Raw genomic sequence first — 17,441 nt, 5'->3', positions numbered from 1 at the left:
AATAGCGGAGCATGCGTTCAATTTCAAGAGTGATCGTTGTGATAAATAAATCCACGAGCATCCCACGCCCTAGAGGCCGCCCACGGGCTTTCGATCGTGCCGAAGCACTCGAACACGCGGGCCTGACGTTTTGGAGGCTTGGTTATGAAGGCGCATCTATCGCCGATCTGACCAAGGCCATGGGAATAACGCCGCAGAGCCTTTACTCCGCTTTTTCCAGCAAGGCAGATCTCTACAGAGAAGCTCTCGATTGGTATCAGTCGCGGATCGGCGCTTTTGCAATCGCCGCGCTCGAAGAGCCTGAGGTAACCACCGCTATCGAACGTTTGTTGATGGAGGCAGCTGTTGAATTTTCGAACCCAGACCGCCCACATGGTTGCATGATCTCAACGGCAGTGCTCAACTGCGCCGAAGAAAATCAAACTGTTGCGGCGATGGTGGCAGGCGAACGTAAGACGACGCTCGACGCGCTGCAGAACCGTATCGCGCGCGGCATTGCGGAGGGGCAGTTACCGTCCAACACCGACCCCCAAGCCTTGGCGCGTTTTGTGGGAGCAATCATTCAGGGCATGTCGGTTCAGGCAAAAGACGGCGCTTCGGCAGCCGAATTGAAAGCTATCGCTTCAATCACTCTTTCAAAGGTTCACGGGTTAGCCACCGCGTCTTAGCCGTCACCTTCCGACCGTCTGCCGCGAAACTCTTAATTAAAGTGACACTTGTTTTCCTGACTTTTGCGACGTCGCAGAATGGGGAGTTTTGCGGCAGCAGGCCAAGCCGCGATGTCTCCTATCGGCGCCAAGGCGACATGACACGGCCATCGTTGGATGACCGCATTTCGAATGCGCCGGGGGATCGCTGCTCTGACCCAGGTGAAGGCATAATGCCGTCCGTCTGCTTGCTCTCCCGAATGACCGCATCGGGTCGAACCCGCATCTGCCGCGTCCGTCCGGGCATGGCCACCACCCCACGCCGCGCTCAGAACACTGCCCATCTCGCATACGACATAAATCGTCGCTCCGCAGTCTTCACGGCTTCATGCTGCCGCTCTAGCCTGCAGGCAATTCCAGCCTAAGCTCAGGGGAGCGTTATCCATGAAAAATCATGCGCGGGTCGTCGTTATCGGTGGGGGTGTTGTCGGGTGTTCGGTGCTCTATCACCTGACCAAATTCGGCTGGACCGATGTGGTGCTTCTGGAGCGTTCGGAGTTGACGTCCGGGTCTACCTGGCATGCAGCCGGGGGCATGCATACGATCAATGGCGATCCCAATGTGGCCAAGCTGCAGAAATATACGGTCGAGCTCTACAAGGAAATCGAGGCGTATTCGGGCCAGGATATCGGTTTGCACATGACATCCGGGCTGATGCTGGCGGCAACGCCGGAGCGGTTCGACTGGTTCAAGTCGCTGCTCGCCAAGGGAAAATATGCCGGCGGTGAGGCGCGGATCGTGACGCCGGAAGAGGCGCATGAGATGATGCCGCTTCTCGACCCCAAGCAATTCGTCGGCGCGGTGTTCGACCCGCATGAAGGCCATCTCGACCCCTATGGCACGACGCACGCCTATGCCAAATCGGCCAAGAAGAACGGGGCGGAAATCTATCTGCATACCAAGGTGGAAGAGCTGTCGCAGCTTCCCGACGGCACCTGGCGGGTGATTACCGACAAGGGCGAGATCATGGCCGAGCATGTGGTCAATGCCGCAGGGCTCTGGGCGCGTGAGGTGGGCCGCATGGTGGGGCTGGAACTGCCGGTCCTGGCCATGGAACATATGTATCTTCTGACCGAGGACATGCCAGAAGTCATTGAATATAATGAAAAGTCCGGACGCGAGCTGATGCATTGCGTCGATTTCGACGGCGAGATCTATATCCGCCAGGAGCGCAACGGCATGTTGATGGGCACCTATGAAAAGGATTGCCGCCCGTGGTCACCGATCGAGACGCCCTGGGATTTCGGCCATGAGCTTCTGGCCGAGGATCTGGAGCGCATCACGTCCGAACTGGAAGTCGGCTTTCGTCATTTCCCGGCCTTCAACAATGCCGGCATCCGCCGCATCATCAACGGGCCCTTCACCTTCTCGCCCGATGGCAATCCGCTGGTGGGGCCTGTGCGCGGCATGACCAATTACTGGTCGGCCTGCGCGGTCATGGCCGGCTTCAGCCAAGGCGGCGGCGTGGGCCTGGCTCTGGCGCAATGGATCATCGAGGGCGATCCGGGCTTTGACGTGTTTGCCATGGATGTGTGCCGCTATGGCGATTACGCGACGCTTGGTTATACCAATGCCAAGGTGCGCGAGAATTATTCACGCCGTTTCTCGATCCGCTATCCGAACGAGGAACTGCCGGCCGGACGTCCGCTGTTGACCACGCCGATCTACGACAAGCTCAAGGCCGCCGGTGGCGTGTTCGGCGCTTACTACGGGCTCGAAACGCCGCTGTGGTTTGCGCCGGACGGGGTCGAGGACAAGTTCTCTTGGCGTCGGTCCAGCGATTTCGACACGGTCGGCGAAGAGGTCAAGGCGGTGCGTGCCAGCGTCGGGCTGATGGAGACCTCGGGCTTTGCCAAATACACGATCTCCGGCGAGAGCGCCCGCGACTGGCTGGACATGATGCTGGCCTGCCGCATGCCGGAAACGGGGCATATGGTGCTGGCACCGATGCTCAACGATGCCGGCAAGCTGATCGGCGATTTCACGCTGGCCAATCTGGATGGCGAGGAGTTCCTGCTGATCGGATCCGGCCTTGCGGAAGACTATCACATGCGCTGGTTCGAAGAGCATCTGCCCGATGACGGCTCGGTCGAGATCAATGCGCTCAATCTGGGTCTTCTGGGACTGGCCATTGCCGGACCGAAATCCCGCGAGGTGCTGGCAAAGCTTACTCATCTCGACGTCTCGGACGAGGCCCTGCCGTTCATGGGCATTCGCGAAATGGATCTCGGCATGTCGCCCGCCGTGGTCGGTCGCGTCTCCTATACCGGCGATCTGGGCTATGAAATCTGGATGCGGCCCGAATATCAACGCAATCTGTTCGATGCGATCATGGAAGCGGGCAAGGAGTTCGATATTCGCCTGTTTGGCCTGCGTGCCCTCAATTCGCTGCGGCTTGAAAAAGGATTCGGCAGCTGGTCACGCGAATATCGACCGCTCTACGGCCCGGTGGAAGCCGGCCTTGGGCGATTCGTGGCCTATAAAAAGGACATGGATTTCATCGGTCGCAAGGGTGCGATCGAGGAAAAGCTCGCAGGCGGTGCCCTGCGGCTGCGCACCTTCGTGGTCGATGCTCGCGATGCCGATGTGATCGGCGACGAGCCGATCTCGTTCAAGGGCGAGGTGCGTGGCTGGGTGACATCCGGTGGCTATGCCCATGCCAGCGGAAAATCGGTGGCGATCGGCTATGTCCCCAAGGATATTGCCGGTGAGGTCGATGGCTGGGAAATCGAGCTTCTGGGCGAGATGCTGCCGGCCACACTACAGGCTCAACCGTTATTTGACGCCAATGGATCGCGCATGCGCTCCTAGTCGTTCTGTCCTGGCGGATGAGGACCATCCGTCAGGACATATTGTCTCTGCATATCAATGGCTTGAGACGGTTTCGGCGAATCTGGCGACCATGTCCGCCGCGAGATTCCCATATATATTTAGGGGGTTATTCAACTATAAAACGTTGTGTGCTTATTATTCTATGCACGCGACATTTTCACGTTTCTGCTTAATCCGGACGATTTACTGCTTAATTTTTTGTCCTTTTCCCCAGAAAAAGGTTAGAATCTAGGCAATTGGTATTAAAATGCACGTTGCCTAGCTTTTAGGCTTCACATTTTCACCTAAAGCGCTATGGAATCTCCTTCAGGTTGATGGCCCGAAAGGGCAAACGAACAAGAGACGCTGCGGTTCAACGACGGCGTCCAGGGGATTGTGAATGGAGTATTTCGTTCAGCAGCTCATCAATGGGCTGACGCTTGGCTCCATCTATGGCTTGATCGCGATCGGCTATACGATGGTCTATGGCATTATCGGCATGATCAACTTCGCCCATGGCGATATTTTCATGCTTGGCGGCTTTGCCGCTCTCATCGTCTTTCTCATCGTCACATCGTTTTTCGCCGGCATTCCGGTGGCGCTTCTCATCCTCGTCATGATGGTGGTGGCGATGTTGACGACGGCGCTTTGGAACTGGGCCATCGAGCGGGTGGCCTACCGGCCGCTGCGCGGTTCGTTCCGCCTTGCGCCGCTGATCACCGCGATCGGCATGTCGATCGTGCTGTCGAATTTCATTCAGGTCACGCAGGGTCCGCGCAACAAGCCGATCCCGCCGATGGTGAGCGAAGTCTATCACTTCGGTGCCATCACGATCTCGCTCAAGCAGCTGATCATTGTGGTCGTCACCGCCGTTCTGCTGACCGTGTTCTGGTACATCGTCAACAAGACGCCATTGGGTCGTGCGCAGCGCGCGACCGAGCAGGATCGCAAGATGGCGGCGCTGCTGGGCGTGGATGTCGACCGTACCATCTCCATTACCTTCGTCATGGGTGCTGCATTGGCTGCGGTCGCCGGCACCATGTACATGATGTATTACGGTGTTGCCTCGTTCACCGACGGCTTCATTCCGGGGGTCAAGGCCTTCACCGCTGCCGTTCTGGGCGGCATCGGCTCGCTGCCGGGCGCTGTGCTGGGGGGCTTGCTGATCGGTCTGATCGAATCGCTGTGGTCGGCCTATTTCACGATCGCCTACAAGGACGTTGCCACTTTCGGTCTTCTCGCCTTCGTGCTGATCTTCAAACCGACCGGCATTCTTGGCCGTCCCGAAGTGGAAAAGGTCTAAGACCATGGCAGTCAATCCGGAAAACGTAGAAACCAGGCCCAGCGGCTCTGTCGCACGGGGCCTGAAGGAAGGCTTGATTGCAGGTGCAGTCGCACTTGGCATGTTCATTCTCTTCGTCGGCATCAAGACCGATCAGGACATCAACAATGCTCTGGTCTGGTATCCGCGTTGGGGACTTCTGGCGATCTTCGTGGCCGTGGCCGCGATCGGTCGCTTCGCCGTCGTCGCCTATTTCCAGCCGTGGCGGGCCGATCGGGCCAGCCGCAAGGCAAAGCTGCCGGTGCGCGAGATCGAGGCCGAGCCGTCCTTCTTTCACAAGCACTTCCTGAAGCTGGTGACAGCCTTCCTGCTGATCTATCCGTTCCTGGCGGTGACGCTGGCAGGTACGCAAGGATCGCTCAAATATGTCGACAATTTCGGCATCCAGATCCTGATCTATGTCATGCTCGCCTGGGGGCTCAACATCGTCGTCGGTCTGGCCGGCCTGCTGGACCTTGGTTATGTGGCCTTTTACGCAGTCGGTGCCTATTCCTATGCGCTGCTGTCGCAACATTTCGGCCTGTCCTTCTGGGTTCTCCTGCCGCTTTCCGGCGTTCTTGCCGCCTTCTGGGGCATCATTCTGGGCTTCCCGGTTCTGAGGCTCAGAGGTGACTATCTGGCCATCGTGACGCTGGCCTTCGGGGAAATCATCCGTCTGGTGCTGATCAACTGGTCGGATGTCACGATGGGGACCTTCGGCGTGTCCGGCATTCCCAAGGCTACGCTGTTTGGCCTGGAGTTCACGGCTTCAAAGGACGGCTTTGCCAAGACTTTCGGTCTGCCGATGTCGTCAGCCTATTACAAGATTTTCCTGTTTTATGTGATCCTGGCACTCTGCGCAGTGACGGCCTATGTCACGATCCGGCTGCGGCGCATGCCGATCGGTCGCGCCTGGGAAGCCTTGCGCGAAGACGAGATTGCATGCCGTTCGCTCGGCATCAATACCGTCACCACCAAGCTCACGGCCTTTGCCATCGGTGCCATGTTCGGTGGCTTTGCCGGCTCGTTCTTTGCGGCGCGCCAGGGCTTCGTCTCTCCGGAAAGCTTCGTCTTCCTCGAATCGGCGGTCATCCTTGCAATCGTGGTTCTGGGCGGCATGGGCTCGCTCACGGGGATTGCCATTGCCGCCATCGTGATGGTGGGCGGTACCGAACTTCTGCGTGAAATGGAGTTCCTGAAACATATCTTCGGGCCGGACTTTACGCCTGAACTCTACCGTATGCTCATCTTCGGTCTGGCCATGGTCGTGGTCATGGTGTTCAAGCCGCGCGGCTTCGTCGGCTCACGGCAGCCGACAGCCTTCCTCAAGGAGCGTAAGGCCGTATCCGGCAGCTTCACCAAGGAAGGTCACGGCTGATGGTATCCGGGGATAAGGCAATGACTGATACAATTCTCAAGGTAGAGCATCTGTCGATGAGGTTCGGCGGTCTGATGGCCATCGACGACCTGTCGTTCGATGTCAAACGCGGCGAAATCACCGCATTGATCGGCCCCAACGGCGCCGGCAAGACCACGGTGTTCAACTGCATCACCGGTTTTTACCAGCCCACCATGGGCATGATCATGATGAACCAGAAGGGCGGTCGCCAGCATATGCTGGAACGCCTGCCCGATTTCGAGATCACCAAGAAAGCCAAGGTGGCGCGTACCTTCCAGAACATCCGGCTGTTTTCGGGTCTCACCGTTCTGGAAAACCTTCTGGTGGCGCAGCACAACAAGCTGATGAAGGCGTCCGGCTATACGGTTCTCGGCCTTCTCGGCTTGCCGACCTACAAGAAGGCGGCCGCGAAAGCGATTGAACAGGCATCGTTCTGGCTGGAAAAGGCCGAACTGACGGATCGTGCCGACGATCCGGCCGGGGATCTTCCCTACGGTGCTCAACGCCGTCTGGAGATTGCGCGTGCCATGTGCACGGGGCCAGAGCTTTTATGCCTGGACGAACCCGCAGCCGGTCTCAACCCGCGCGAATCTGCAGCGCTCAATACGCTGCTTCGAAGCATTCGGGAGGAGACAGGTACGTCGATCCTTTTGATCGAGCATGACATGTCGGTGGTGATGGAAATTTCCGACCATGTCGTGGTGCTCGAATATGGACAGAAGATTTCCGATGGAACGCCCTCCCATGTGCAGAACGATCCGAAAGTGATCGCGGCCTATCTGGGCGTCGAGGATGACGAAGTTGAAGAAATTGAAGAACAACTCGACGAAGGGACGGTATAATGACCGGTGAACCCCTTCTCAAAGTTCAGGGCGTCGAAACCTTTTATGGCAATATCCAGGCTCTCTCAGGAGTGGATGTCGAGGTTCACAAGGGCGAAATCGTCAGTCTGATCGGTGCCAATGGCGCTGGCAAATCGACGCTGATGATGACCATTTGCGGATCTCCGCAGGCGCGCAAGGGATCCGTCATCTTCGACGGGACCGACATCACCAAGATGCCGACGCATCTGATTGCACGCCGCCGGATTGCACAGTCGCCTGAGGGGCGCCGCATTTTTCCGCGCATGACGGTTTACGAAAACCTGCAAATGGGTGCCGGTCTCGACAACCTCAAATATTTCGATGAGGATCTGGCCAAGATCTACGAGCTGTTTCCGCGGCTCAAGGAACGTCAAAGCCAGCGCGGCGGTACGCTGTCGGGTGGTGAACAGCAGATGCTGTCGATCGGCCGTGCGCTGATGGCCCGGCCGAAACTGCTCCTGCTCGATGAGCCTTCGCTCGGTCTCGCCCCCCTGATCATCAAGGGGATCTTCGAGGCGATCAAGAAGCTGAACAAGGAAGAGGGGCTGACTGTCTTCCTCGTCGAGCAGAACGCATTTGCAGCGCTCAAGCTTTCTGACAGAGCCTATGTCATGGTCAACGGCAAGGTGACCCTGAGCGGTTCCGGCAAGGAGCTTCTGGCCGATCCGCAGGTCCGTGCGGCCTATCTTGAAGGCGGACGCCACTAGGGCGGTCAGGGGAGATTTGACATGCAGGGATTGTTTTTTGAAACTGATACAGGCGTCCGTTACATCCTAAGAGGTCTGGTCGTCTTGATCGGCTTCTGGACGGCGTGGCGCACGGGCAGGGCTGTGGCCGATGGCTGGCAGGGGTTCGGCACGGTCTTCGTCTACACGCTGTTGCTTGCCTGGGTAATGCAGTTTTTGCACTATGCGCTGTTTGAGGGTCCGTTCCTCAGCCTGTTTTATTATGTCTTCGATTTCGTGCTGCTTCTGGCGTTCTCAACCATGAGCTTCCGCCTTCGGCGCACGACGCAGATGGTTGAAAATTACTATTGGCTCCATGAGCGGACATCTCCGTTCTCATGGAAAGACAAGCATTGACAGGCCGCCAATACTGGCATCAGATTTCAGCTGGCCTTCAATAAAGAGAACCGAATTCCGGCGCAGTGGGAGTGGGTGCTGCGAAGGGTCATGGAAACCTAACCCGCTATATAAAAACTGGGAGTTACAATATGAAAAAATCGCTTCTTTCGGCAGTTGCGCTGACCGCTATGGTCGCATTCAGCGGCAATGCCTGGGCTGATATTCTCGTCGGCGTCGCCGGCCCGCTTACCGGTCCAAACGCTGCCTTCGGTGCACAGCTGCAAAAGGGTGCCGAGCAGGCAGCTGCAGATATCAATGCTGCTGGCGGCATCAACGGCGAGATGATCAAGGTCGTTCTCGGCGATGACGTGTCCGACCCCAAGCAGGGTATCTCCGTTGCCAACAAGTTCGTGTCTGACGGCGTCAAGTTCGTTGTCGGTCACTTCAACTCTGGCGTTTCGATCCCGGCTTCGGATGTTTACGCCGAAAACGGTATCCTGCAGATCACGCCTGCTTCGACCAACCCGCAGTTCACCGAACGGGGCCTTTGGAACACATTCCGTACCTGCGGCCGTGATGACCAGCAGGGCGCAGTTGCCGGCGGTTACATCGCTGAAAACTTCAAGGACGGCAAGGTAGCGGTCGTTCACGACAAGACACCTTACGGCCAGGGTCTTGCTGACGAAACCAAGAAGGCCATGAATGCCGCCGGCGTGACGGAAGTCATGTATGAAGGCATCACTCCTGGCGACAAGGACTATTCGGCTCTGATCGCCAAGATGAAGGAAGCAGGCGTCAACGTCGTCTACTTCGGCGGTCTGCACACCGAGTTCGGTCTGATCGAGCGTCAGGCTGCTGACCAGGGCCTGAAGGCAACCTTCATGTCGGGCGACGGTATCGTTTCCAACGAACTGGCTTCGATCGCTGGCGATGCCGTCAACGGCACGCTGATGACCTTTGCTCCGGATCCACGCAAGAACGCTGCCGCTCAGGACGTCGTGAAGAAGTTCCGTGACGCTGGTTTCGAACCTGAAGCCTACACGCTCTACTCCTATGCCGCTCTTCAGGTTATCGCTGAAGGCGCAAAGGCAGCCGGTTCTACCGATCCGGAAGCCGTGGCCGAGTCCATCAAGTCGGCTGGTCCGTTCTCGACCGTTATCGGCGATCTCGGCTTTGACGAAAAGGGCGACATCACACGTCCTGACTATGTCATGTACGAGTGGAAGAAGGGCGACGACGGCAACTATTCCTACTTCGAAATGTAATCTGCTTCGGCCCTTCGGGTGCCGATTGGATGTTCAGGAAGGTCCGGCCGCAAGGTCGGGCCTTTTCTGTTTCCACCGGATGGTCATACATCCAGTGTTGGACCAATTTCCACTATGGCTTGTCGCTGGCTTGGACTAAGACTCCTTATCGAGGAGTATCAGGGAGGCAGATATGACCGTCGACGCAAAGGCTGCGGCTCGCGAGGGGATTTACGATCGCGACCTGGAGAAGACACAAGCCAACTTTTCGCAGATGACACCGCTCAGCTTTCTCGAGCGGAGCGCGCAGGTTTATCCGGGCAAGACAGCGGTGGTCTATGGCAAGATCAAGCGCAACTGGTTGCAGACCTATGACCGCGTTCGAAGGCTCGCAAGCGGGCTTTGCGCCCGTGGCATTGGCAAGGGCGATACGGTTTCCATCATCGCGGCGAATATCCCGGAAATGTTTGAGGCGCATTTCGGTGTGCCCATGACCGGTGCTGTGCTGAACGCCATCAACACACGGCTGGATGCGGAGACAATCGGCTTCATTCTCAATCACGCCGAGACGAAACTGCTGATTGTCGATCCGGAATTCGTCGATGTGGCGGAGCGTGCCGTTCAAATCTCCGGACGCCAGATCGAGATCGTCGACATTGTCGATCCGACGATCCCTGACGCCAGGACGCTGGGCACAAAGTCATATGACACGCTTCTCTCCGAGGGGCGGCTCGATCATGCGTGGGAACGTCCGGCGGACGAATGGGATGCGATCAGCCTCAACTATACTTCAGGCACGACCGGCGATCCCAAGGGCGTCGTCTACCACCATCGCGGCGCCTATCTGAATGCGGTGGGCAACATCCTCACCTGGGGCATGGGCAACCACCCGGTCTATCTGTGGACGCTGCCGATGTTTCATTGCAATGGCTGGTGCTTTCCCTGGACACTGGCCGCTGTCGCCGGAACATCTGTCTGCATGCGCGGTGTGCATGTGGAACGGATCTACGATCTCATCAAATCCGAGAAGGTAACCCATTTCTGCGGAGCCCCCGTCGTGCTCAACATGCTGGCTCATGCGCCGGATGATTTGAAAGAGGGTATCGATCATCGGGTCAATGTGATGACGGCGGGGGCTGCACCGCCTGCTGCCGTGATCGAGGCGATGGAGGGGATGGGCTTCGAGATTACCCATACCTACGGTCTCACCGAGACCTATGGTCCGGCCGTGGTGTGCGCCTGGCACGACGAATGGGATAGCCGGGAGATTTCCGAAAAGGCCCGGCTAAAGGCGCGCCAGGGCGTGCGTTACTCGGTGCTGGACGGATTGATGGTAGGCGATCCCGATACCATGGAACCCGTGCCGCACGATGGCGAGACGATGGGCGAGATCTTCTTTCGCGGCAATAACGTGATGCGCGGATATCTGAAGAACCCGAATTCCACGGCCAAGGCCTTCGATGGTGGCTGGTTTCATTCGGGCGATCTGGCCGTATGCCATGCCGATGGTTACATCGAGATCAAGGATCGCTCCAAGGACATCATCATTTCCGGCGGCGAAAACATTTCCTCCATCGAGGTCGAGGGCGTGCTCTATCGCCACCCGGCGGTGATGGAAGCGGCTATCGTTGCAAGGCCGGATGAGAAATGGGGAGAAACCCCTTGTGCCTTTATCTGCCTCAAGCCCGGCGGGACGGCATCCGAAAAGGATCTCATCGATTTTTGTCGCGCCAACATGGCCCACTACAAGGCACCCAAGACCGTTGTCTTTGGCCCCTTGCCGAAGACTTCGACCGGAAAGATCCAGAAATTCGTGCTGCGGGAGAAGGCGAGGGCGCTTTGAGCGGGCTGACGCATCGCCCTTCCCACCGGACTTCGGGCGCGCTTGATCCGTCTCATGGAGGCGGTGTGTCACCGTCCATCTCAACGCTTCGTCGTTATGCAGAGGCAACAGGGGCAAAGCTCGAGATCGATCTGGTCTCGTGACGATCTTCAGATCTCGTGCAATGCATTGGCGGCCTTCACGGCCGCCGATGCCCGGTTTTCAACGCCCAGTTTGACGTAGATCTGCTCCAGATGCTTGTTCACCGTGCGCGCGGACAAGCCCAGGATATCGCCGATATCGCGGTTGGACTTCCCCCTGGCGATCCACAGGAGCACTTCGGATTCACGCGCTGTCAGGCCAAAGGTCTGGCGAAGCTGCTCGTCTTCGGCACGGCCGCCGGCAGCCGTCAGGCGGAAGAGATATTCGTCGGCTCCGATGGCCCCCAGAAAGGCGATCTGCAGAGCGGCCTCGCCATCGTGATCGAAGGAAAACGCCACATCTCTGGAGAAGCCGGGTGTGTCGCGTTTCTTCAACCAGTCGGCGATCGTGCGTGCGACGCTGTCCAGCCCATCGTCGCTTCCAGTCGCTGCGTTGACGAGACGTGTCGCCTGTGGCGTCGACCAGTGTATCGCCCCCCTGCCGGTGACGGCCAGAAGATGGCGTCCGGCCGCATCGAGTGCAACCCGTGCGCTCTGGGCCGAGCGGGCATTGGACAGATGAACCCGGATACGGGCGCGCAGCTCGTCGATATTGATGGGTTTGGAGAGATAGTCCACACCACCGGATTCCAGCGCATGGACCACATGCTCGGTCTCCGTGAGGCCCGTCATGAAGATCACCGGGACCTGCACCACTGCCGGATTGGCTTTCAGTTTCCGGCAGGTCTCGAAGCCATCCATCTGCGGCATCACCGCATCGAGCAGGATGAGATCCGGGCTGATCTTTTCGACGATGGACAAGGCCGCCTGACCGGATGTCGCGATGAGCACGGAGAAGCCGGAGGCTTCCAGCGCTTCGGTCAAGAAGCCAAGCGCGTCCGGGCTGTCATCGACCAGCAGAATGATGTCGCGCGGTTTTGCTGCCTCAGCCACGGGTCTAAGCGTCCTCCTCGGAGAATGATTTCAGAAAGGCCGAATATCCGGCCATATCGAAGGCCTGAACAAAGGTCCCCGCAGCCTTGGTAAATGGCAGGTTCTGCTCCTGTTTGGCAAGGTCGGCGAGTTTCAATTCGATGCCGCGCACATAGCCGATTTCGCCGAGGCGCATCAGATCCTCGACGTGGGAGCGGCCCGGGCTTTCAATCGGCTTGTCTTCACCTTTTGCCACCACTTGCTGTTCATCGGCGTATGCCCAGTCGAGCCCCATATGCAAAGCCAGCTTGTCACGCAGACGGCCCATATTGATGGGTTTGGCAATGGCATCGTTATGGCCGTCGGTTCCGGGGGAGGCGGAGCCATCGCCGATATTGGCCGACAGCATGATAATCGGCGCCGTCTGGCCGGCGTCGCGCAGCTTTTCCACCAGTTGCCAACCGTTCATGGAAGGCATTTGAATGTCGACGAGGAAGAGATCGGGCTTGGCGCCCTCGATCAATGTCAGGCAGTCCGGTCCGGAATTGGCGGTGAGCACGATGAAATCGAGCGGGACCAGCATTTTATGCATCATCTCGCGATGATCCTCATTGTCATCGACGACGACAATGGTGCGGCGCGGACCCGAATAGCCGGTGATCTTGCGTTCCGGGGCAGGGGCGGTGCTGGGGCGATCTATGGCAGACAGCATCAGTCTTACCTTGAAGGTCGTGCCCTTGTCGCGCTCGCTGGTGACGGCGATTTCTCCACCCAGCGTATTGGTCAAGAGCCGGGTGATCGTGAGGCCAAGGCCAAGGCCCGGCATGGGACGAATATTATCGGCCTCGCCACGCTGGAAAGGCTCGAAAATGCGCGCCAGATCGCGCTCGGTGATACCCCGTCCGCTGTCGGCTATGGTGAAGGTCGCGACCTGGCTGCGATAGGCGACGGTAAACCTGACTGCGCCTTCGTCGGTGAACTTGATGGCATTGGACAGGAGATTGACGAGGATCTGGCGCAGGCGTTTCTCGTCGGTTCTCACATATTGCGGCAGGTTGGGCGGGCGCTCGTGGACGAAGGCAAAGCCCTTGGCCTGGGCCTGAGGCGCAAACATATCGGCGATCTGGTCGAGGAATTCCGGCAGGTTCAATTCGTTGGAATAGACCTGCAGGCGACCGGCCTCGATCTTGGAGATGTCGAGAAGGCCGTCGATCAGACCCGACAGGTGATCGGCGGAGCGGCGAATAACCTTGATGGCGGATTGCCTTGGCGCGGGAATGGTCTCGTCATGTTCCAGAAGCTGCGCATAGCCCAGAACGGCATTGAGCGGCGTTCTCAGCTCATGGGACAGGCCGACGACATAGCGGCTCTTGGCGCGGTTGGCCGCTTCTGCACTTTCCTTGGCTGCCTGAAGGGCCGCATCCGTTTTCCGGTGGGCGGCGATTTCCTTCAACAGCAGGGTGTTCTGGCGCGAGGATTCCTCTTCGGCCACCATGCGGCTGTCATGGGCCAGAACGTAGAACCAGCTGGCAACGCCGGTGACGACGGCAAAGACGAAGAAGACGATCAGCACAGTGCGATCCACCACGTCGGCCGTTTGCGGGGTGCCGGCGCCCACCTGATGCGCGATCAAAGCCAGAATGCCACCGATGATCGATATGGCAATCACGGCAATCATGACATAGCGGCCAAGTCGCGTGGACAGGCGCTCGACGATCGTATTGGAGAGGAATGTGCGTGCGACGGTGCCGATCTGCGCATTCAGCTTTGCGTGCGGCTTGCACATATCGTGGCAGCGGCTGTCGAGCGAGCAGCACAGCGAGCAGATCGGTGCTGCATAGGCGGGACACCAGGCCATGTCCTCCGGCTCGAAAGGGTGCTCGCAGATGGAGCAGGTGATGGAACTCTCGGTCTTCCAGCCCTGACGTGCCTTGCGGGCCAGATAATATTTGCCGTCGGTCGCCCAGGCGATCAGCGGCGAAATGAGGAAGGCAATCAGGGTCACATAGGTGGACAAGGATGCAAGCAGCGCGCCGAACAGGCCGAAATGGGCGGCAAGGGCGATGGCCGCCGACAGAACCATCGTGCCGCAACCGACAGGGTTGATATCGTAGAGGTGGGCGCGCTTGAATTCGATACCGGGCGGGGCAAGCCCCAGCGGTTTGTTGATGCAAAGATCGGCGGAAATGGTCGACAGCCAGGCCATGGCAATGATGGAGAAAATGCCGAGTGTTTCTTCCAGCAGCCGGTAGATGCCAAGCTCCATCAGCAAAAGTGCGATCAGGACGTTGAAAACAAGCCAGACCACACGGCCGGGATGGCTGTGGGTGAGGCGCGAGAAGAAATTCGACCAGGCGAGCGAGCCGGCATAGGCGTTCATCACGTTGATCTTGAGCTGCGAAACGACGACGAAGGCGACCATCAGCAGCATGGCTGCCGCTTCATTGGGGATCATGTAGCCGAAGGCCGCGAGATACATGTGGGCCGGGTCGGCAGCATCGCGAACGGGCATGCCAAGTTCAAGCGTCAGGACGGCAAGGAAGGACCCCGCCAGCAGTTTGGGCACACCGACCACGACCCAGCCCGAACCCGCCAGAAACACCGCAATGCGGTGATGGATCTTGCGCAAACCTTCCGGCGGCAGAAAGCGGAGAAAGTCGACCTGTTCGCCGATTTGCGGCATCAAGGCCAGAATGACAGCGGAGGCAGCGCCGAATTCGAACAGGTCGAACGGTGCGGCGTTGCCCGGCATGGCATCGGAATGATGAATGCCGGCAAAGGCACGCCAGACGTCGAATTTTTCCCAGTCGGCAAAGGCAATGAAGGCGAAAGGGAGGATATTGAGGATGATCCAGAAGGGCTGGGTGATCAGCTGGAATTTCGAGATCAGCCGGACGCCATAGGTCACCAGCGGGATCACCACGATGGCCGAGATGATGTAGCCGATCCAGGGTGGAATGCCAAAGGCCAGATCCAGCGCGCCGGTCATGATCGATGCCTCGATCGCAAACAGCATGAAGGTGAAACTTGCATAGATGAGCGAGGTGACCGTCGAGCCGATATAGCCAAAGCCGGCACCGCGGGTCAGGAGGTCGATGTCGACACCGTGGCGGATGGCATAGCGGCTGATCGGAATGCCGACGATCAGCATCAGGACCGCTGCTGCCAGAATGGCAAAGAAAGCGTTCGTGGTGCCGTAGGAGAGGGTGATCGTGCCGCCGATGGCCTCCAGCGCCAGAAAGGAAATGGCACCGATGGCCGTTTGCGAGATGCGGGAAGAGGAGAACTGACGCGCACTCTTTGCCGTAAAGCGCAGCGCATAGTCTTCCAGCGTCTGGTTGGCCACCCAGCGGTTATAATCGCGGCGGACGGGAATGATGCGTTGGCGTGCGGCCATGCCTAAATACTAGCGCTCCGGGCAAGCTGAATACAGTTTAGGCATTTTCACGGGAATGGGACGAATTGCAAGCTGTTGTATCGGTGAAGGTTGTGCTGCGCTTATTCGACAATTTACGCCATGTACAAAGAACCGGAGTGAGATCATGGCTGATGTATCGAGAATGCCTGCGACCACTGCCGAGAAGGTGATTGGCATCACCAGTCATGGGCGCGTGATCGGCGGCTATTTGTCTGCCGGTGAACTTGAACATTAAAAGTCGTTGAAGCACCGGAAGCGAGAAGTCCTTGTTCTCCGGGATCTGTATGATGACACCGTCGCCGATCTTGAAAACGCTGAATATGGCGTCACGCCTCAGTGACGTTGCCCAGTCCCGCACCAGGTCGTGACGGTACCTGTCGCACACGCATTGCCTCAGACGGACGAGATCGACACTTCGCTTGAGATGCCACGATCCGTGGCGATGGCAGTGGGATCGGACCGAGAGAGGCATGGGATGCGCTTTTCCCAGCCACACCGCTACATCTGGCCCGTCTACGATTTGCAGCCTCGACCTGATGATCCAAGCCGTGTGGATGACGGCTATATTCCACAGCACTTCTCTCAGCCGATCAGACAGGCGATATTGGCGGACAACAAAAAAGGAAGCTTTCGTTCACATCGCGAGAGGAGTGAAAGCGCGCATCGATCCCTGAGACGCCTGCTTACTGGATCTGGGGCTTCTTCAGAAAGCTGCCTCGATCGGCCGATTTGACACGCAACCAGGTATCTCGGCCGTCGCGGATGATGCGCATGGGGATTTCCACGCCGGCCTGACCGCTATCCCAGACCTTGCGGTAGAGATCTGCCAGGCCTTCCACTTCCACATCCCTGATCTCCGAGATGATGTCGCCTTGCTGCAGGCCTGCAACCTCTGCCGGACTGCCTTTCGATACGTTCATGACGATCACGCGGCCGTTGTTCTCGGCAGAATAGGCACCAAGCCAAGGACGCGGCGGGCGGTCGACCTGACCCAGCGCCATCAGATCTTCCAGAATGGGCTTGAGCAGGTTGATCGGCACAGCCATATTGATATCGGAGACGGAACTGCCTTGGCTCATCTGCAGTCTGAGAGAGCCTATGCCGATCAGGCGGCCATCTTCGTCCACCAATGCTGCGCCACCCCAGGAGGGATGTGCCGGCGAGATGAAGATGGCTTCGTCGAGAAGATATTCCCAATAACCGGCAAATTCCTGCTTGGCGACAATACCGGCAGGCACGGTCTGGCCCATGCCGTCGGACAGAAAGACCCTGTCGCCAACATCGATCAGATCGGAATCGCCCAGTTCCAGCGGTGGAGCGCCGAGGTCGCCCAGTGCCTGGACGAGGCCAAAGCCGCTTTGCTGGTCATAGGCAACCACATGGGCCGGCACGATATGACCGTCATCACGCGTCAACCAGATGTCATCTGCCTCGGTCACCAGATAGCCGATGGTCAGAACAAGTCCATTTTCCCGGATGACCACGCCGCTTCCCTCGCGCCTGATGCCGAGCGTGTCGGCGGTGAAGGCGTCTTCGGGAATGTTTGCGTGGACGGCCACAACGGACCGCAGGATGTCGGTAATATTCATGCTCCCATCCTGATTGGTTTAAAACGGGCCATACTGGTTTGCCGACGATGACAAACCTTGCTGTTGTAAAGGTATGGCGTTTCAGAGGGAGTGCAACCCTGATGGGTGTGCTTTTTTACCGTCGGGCAGA

Annotated in this window: 12 protein-coding genes; 9 read left to right on the top strand and 3 right to left on the bottom strand. The window is 58.2% G+C overall.

All coding sequences use genetic code 11. From position 1 onward, the window contains the following. Positions 1-11: 11 nt before the first annotated feature. The 9 genes from ACQQ2Q_RS20200 (at position 12) to ACQQ2Q_RS20160 (ending at position 11,252) form a co-directional block, all read left to right on the top strand. A complete protein-coding gene (locus ACQQ2Q_RS20200) occupies positions 12-668 on the top strand; it encodes a TetR/AcrR family transcriptional regulator (RefSeq protein WP_428188936.1) in 657 nt (218 codons plus the stop codon). 423 nt (positions 669-1,091) lie between these two features. Beyond that, entirely contained in the window at positions 1,092-3,518 is a 2,427-nt protein-coding gene (locus ACQQ2Q_RS20195) for a GcvT family protein (protein ID WP_428188935.1), read from the top strand. A gap of 400 nt (positions 3,519-3,918) precedes the next feature. Further along, the gene (locus ACQQ2Q_RS20190) at positions 3,919-4,821 is read left to right on the top strand and encodes a branched-chain amino acid ABC transporter permease (protein WP_428188934.1); all 903 of its coding nucleotides are present in this window, start codon (positions 3,919-3,921) and stop codon (positions 4,819-4,821) included. Positions 4,822-4,825: 4 nt separating this feature from the next. After that, a complete protein-coding gene (gene livM, locus ACQQ2Q_RS20185; RefSeq protein WP_428188933.1) occupies positions 4,826-6,217 on the top strand; it encodes a high-affinity branched-chain amino acid ABC transporter permease LivM in 1,392 nt (463 codons plus the stop codon). A gap of 20 nt (positions 6,218-6,237) precedes the next feature. Then, complete coding sequence (locus tag ACQQ2Q_RS20180; RefSeq protein WP_428188932.1) at positions 6,238-7,080, top strand: ABC transporter ATP-binding protein; 843 nt, start codon at positions 6,238-6,240, stop codon at positions 7,078-7,080. After that, entirely contained in the window at positions 7,080-7,808 is a 729-nt protein-coding gene (locus ACQQ2Q_RS20175; RefSeq protein ID WP_428188931.1) for an ABC transporter ATP-binding protein, read from the top strand. Before ACQQ2Q_RS20180 ends, ACQQ2Q_RS20175 begins: the two co-directional genes overlap by 1 nt. A 21-nt stretch (positions 7,809-7,829) precedes the next feature. After that, entirely contained in the window at positions 7,830-8,183 is a 354-nt protein-coding gene (locus ACQQ2Q_RS20170; RefSeq protein ID WP_428188930.1) for a DUF6867 family protein, read from the top strand. Between the two features lie 131 nt (positions 8,184-8,314). Beyond that, positions 8,315-9,430, top strand: a complete 1,116-nt coding sequence (locus tag ACQQ2Q_RS20165) for a branched-chain amino acid ABC transporter substrate-binding protein (RefSeq protein WP_428188929.1) — start codon at positions 8,315-8,317, stop codon at positions 9,428-9,430. 172 nt (positions 9,431-9,602) lie between these two features. Beyond that, entirely contained in the window at positions 9,603-11,252 is a 1,650-nt protein-coding gene (locus tag ACQQ2Q_RS20160) for an acyl-CoA synthetase (RefSeq protein ID WP_428188928.1), read from the top strand. A 149-nt stretch (positions 11,253-11,401) separates the two neighbouring features. Here ACQQ2Q_RS20160 and ACQQ2Q_RS20155 read toward each other — a convergent pair whose 3' ends face one another. The 3 genes from ACQQ2Q_RS20155 to ACQQ2Q_RS20145 form a co-directional block, all read right to left on the bottom strand. Continuing rightward, entirely contained in the window at positions 11,402-12,325 is a 924-nt protein-coding gene (locus ACQQ2Q_RS20155) for a response regulator (RefSeq protein WP_428188927.1), read from the bottom strand. Between the two features lie 4 nt (positions 12,326-12,329). Then, a complete protein-coding gene (locus tag ACQQ2Q_RS20150) occupies positions 12,330-15,701 on the bottom strand; it encodes a hybrid sensor histidine kinase/response regulator (RefSeq protein ID WP_428188926.1) in 3,372 nt (1,123 codons plus the stop codon). A gap of 704 nt (positions 15,702-16,405) precedes the next feature. Next, positions 16,406-17,311, bottom strand: a complete 906-nt coding sequence (locus ACQQ2Q_RS20145; protein WP_428188925.1) for a S1C family serine protease — start codon at positions 17,309-17,311, stop codon at positions 16,406-16,408. Between the last annotated feature and the right edge of the window lie 130 nt (positions 17,312-17,441).

It is taken from the genome of Agrobacterium sp. ES01, assembly GCF_050320885.1.
Classification (GTDB): domain Bacteria; phylum Pseudomonadota; class Alphaproteobacteria; order Rhizobiales; family Rhizobiaceae; genus Allorhizobium.
This window is presented reverse-complemented; position numbering and strand designations above follow the sequence as displayed.

What these genes read in the sequence shown, in the direction of transcription:
- ACQQ2Q_RS20180 (WP_428188932.1), top strand. Translation starts at nt 6,238, where the DNA reads ATGACTGATACAATTCTCAAGGTAGAGCATCTGTCGATGAGGTTCGGC.
- ACQQ2Q_RS20160 (WP_428188928.1), top strand. Translation starts at nt 9,603, where the DNA reads ATGACCGTCGACGCAAAGGCTGCGGCTCGCGAGGGGATTTACGATCGC.
- ACQQ2Q_RS20170 (WP_428188930.1), top strand. Translation starts at nt 7,830, where the DNA reads ATGCAGGGATTGTTTTTTGAAACTGATACAGGCGTCCGTTACATCCTA.
- livM (WP_428188933.1), top strand. Translation starts at nt 4,826, where the DNA reads ATGGCAGTCAATCCGGAAAACGTAGAAACCAGGCCCAGCGGCTCTGTC.
- ACQQ2Q_RS20175 (WP_428188931.1), top strand. Translation starts at nt 7,080, where the DNA reads ATGACCGGTGAACCCCTTCTCAAAGTTCAGGGCGTCGAAACCTTTTAT.
- ACQQ2Q_RS20190 (WP_428188934.1), top strand. Translation starts at nt 3,919, where the DNA reads ATGGAGTATTTCGTTCAGCAGCTCATCAATGGGCTGACGCTTGGCTCC.
- ACQQ2Q_RS20195 (WP_428188935.1), top strand. Translation starts at nt 1,092, where the DNA reads ATGAAAAATCATGCGCGGGTCGTCGTTATCGGTGGGGGTGTTGTCGGG.
- ACQQ2Q_RS20165 (WP_428188929.1), top strand. Translation starts at nt 8,315, where the DNA reads ATGAAAAAATCGCTTCTTTCGGCAGTTGCGCTGACCGCTATGGTCGCA.
- ACQQ2Q_RS20150 (WP_428188926.1), bottom strand. Translation starts at nt 15,701, where the DNA reads ATGGCCGCACGCCAACGCATCATTCCCGTCCGCCGCGATTATAACCGC.
- ACQQ2Q_RS20145 (WP_428188925.1), bottom strand. Translation starts at nt 17,311, where the DNA reads ATGAATATTACCGACATCCTGCGGTCCGTTGTGGCCGTCCACGCAAAC.
- ACQQ2Q_RS20200 (WP_428188936.1), top strand. Translation starts at nt 12, where the DNA reads ATGCGTTCAATTTCAAGAGTGATCGTTGTGATAAATAAATCCACGAGC.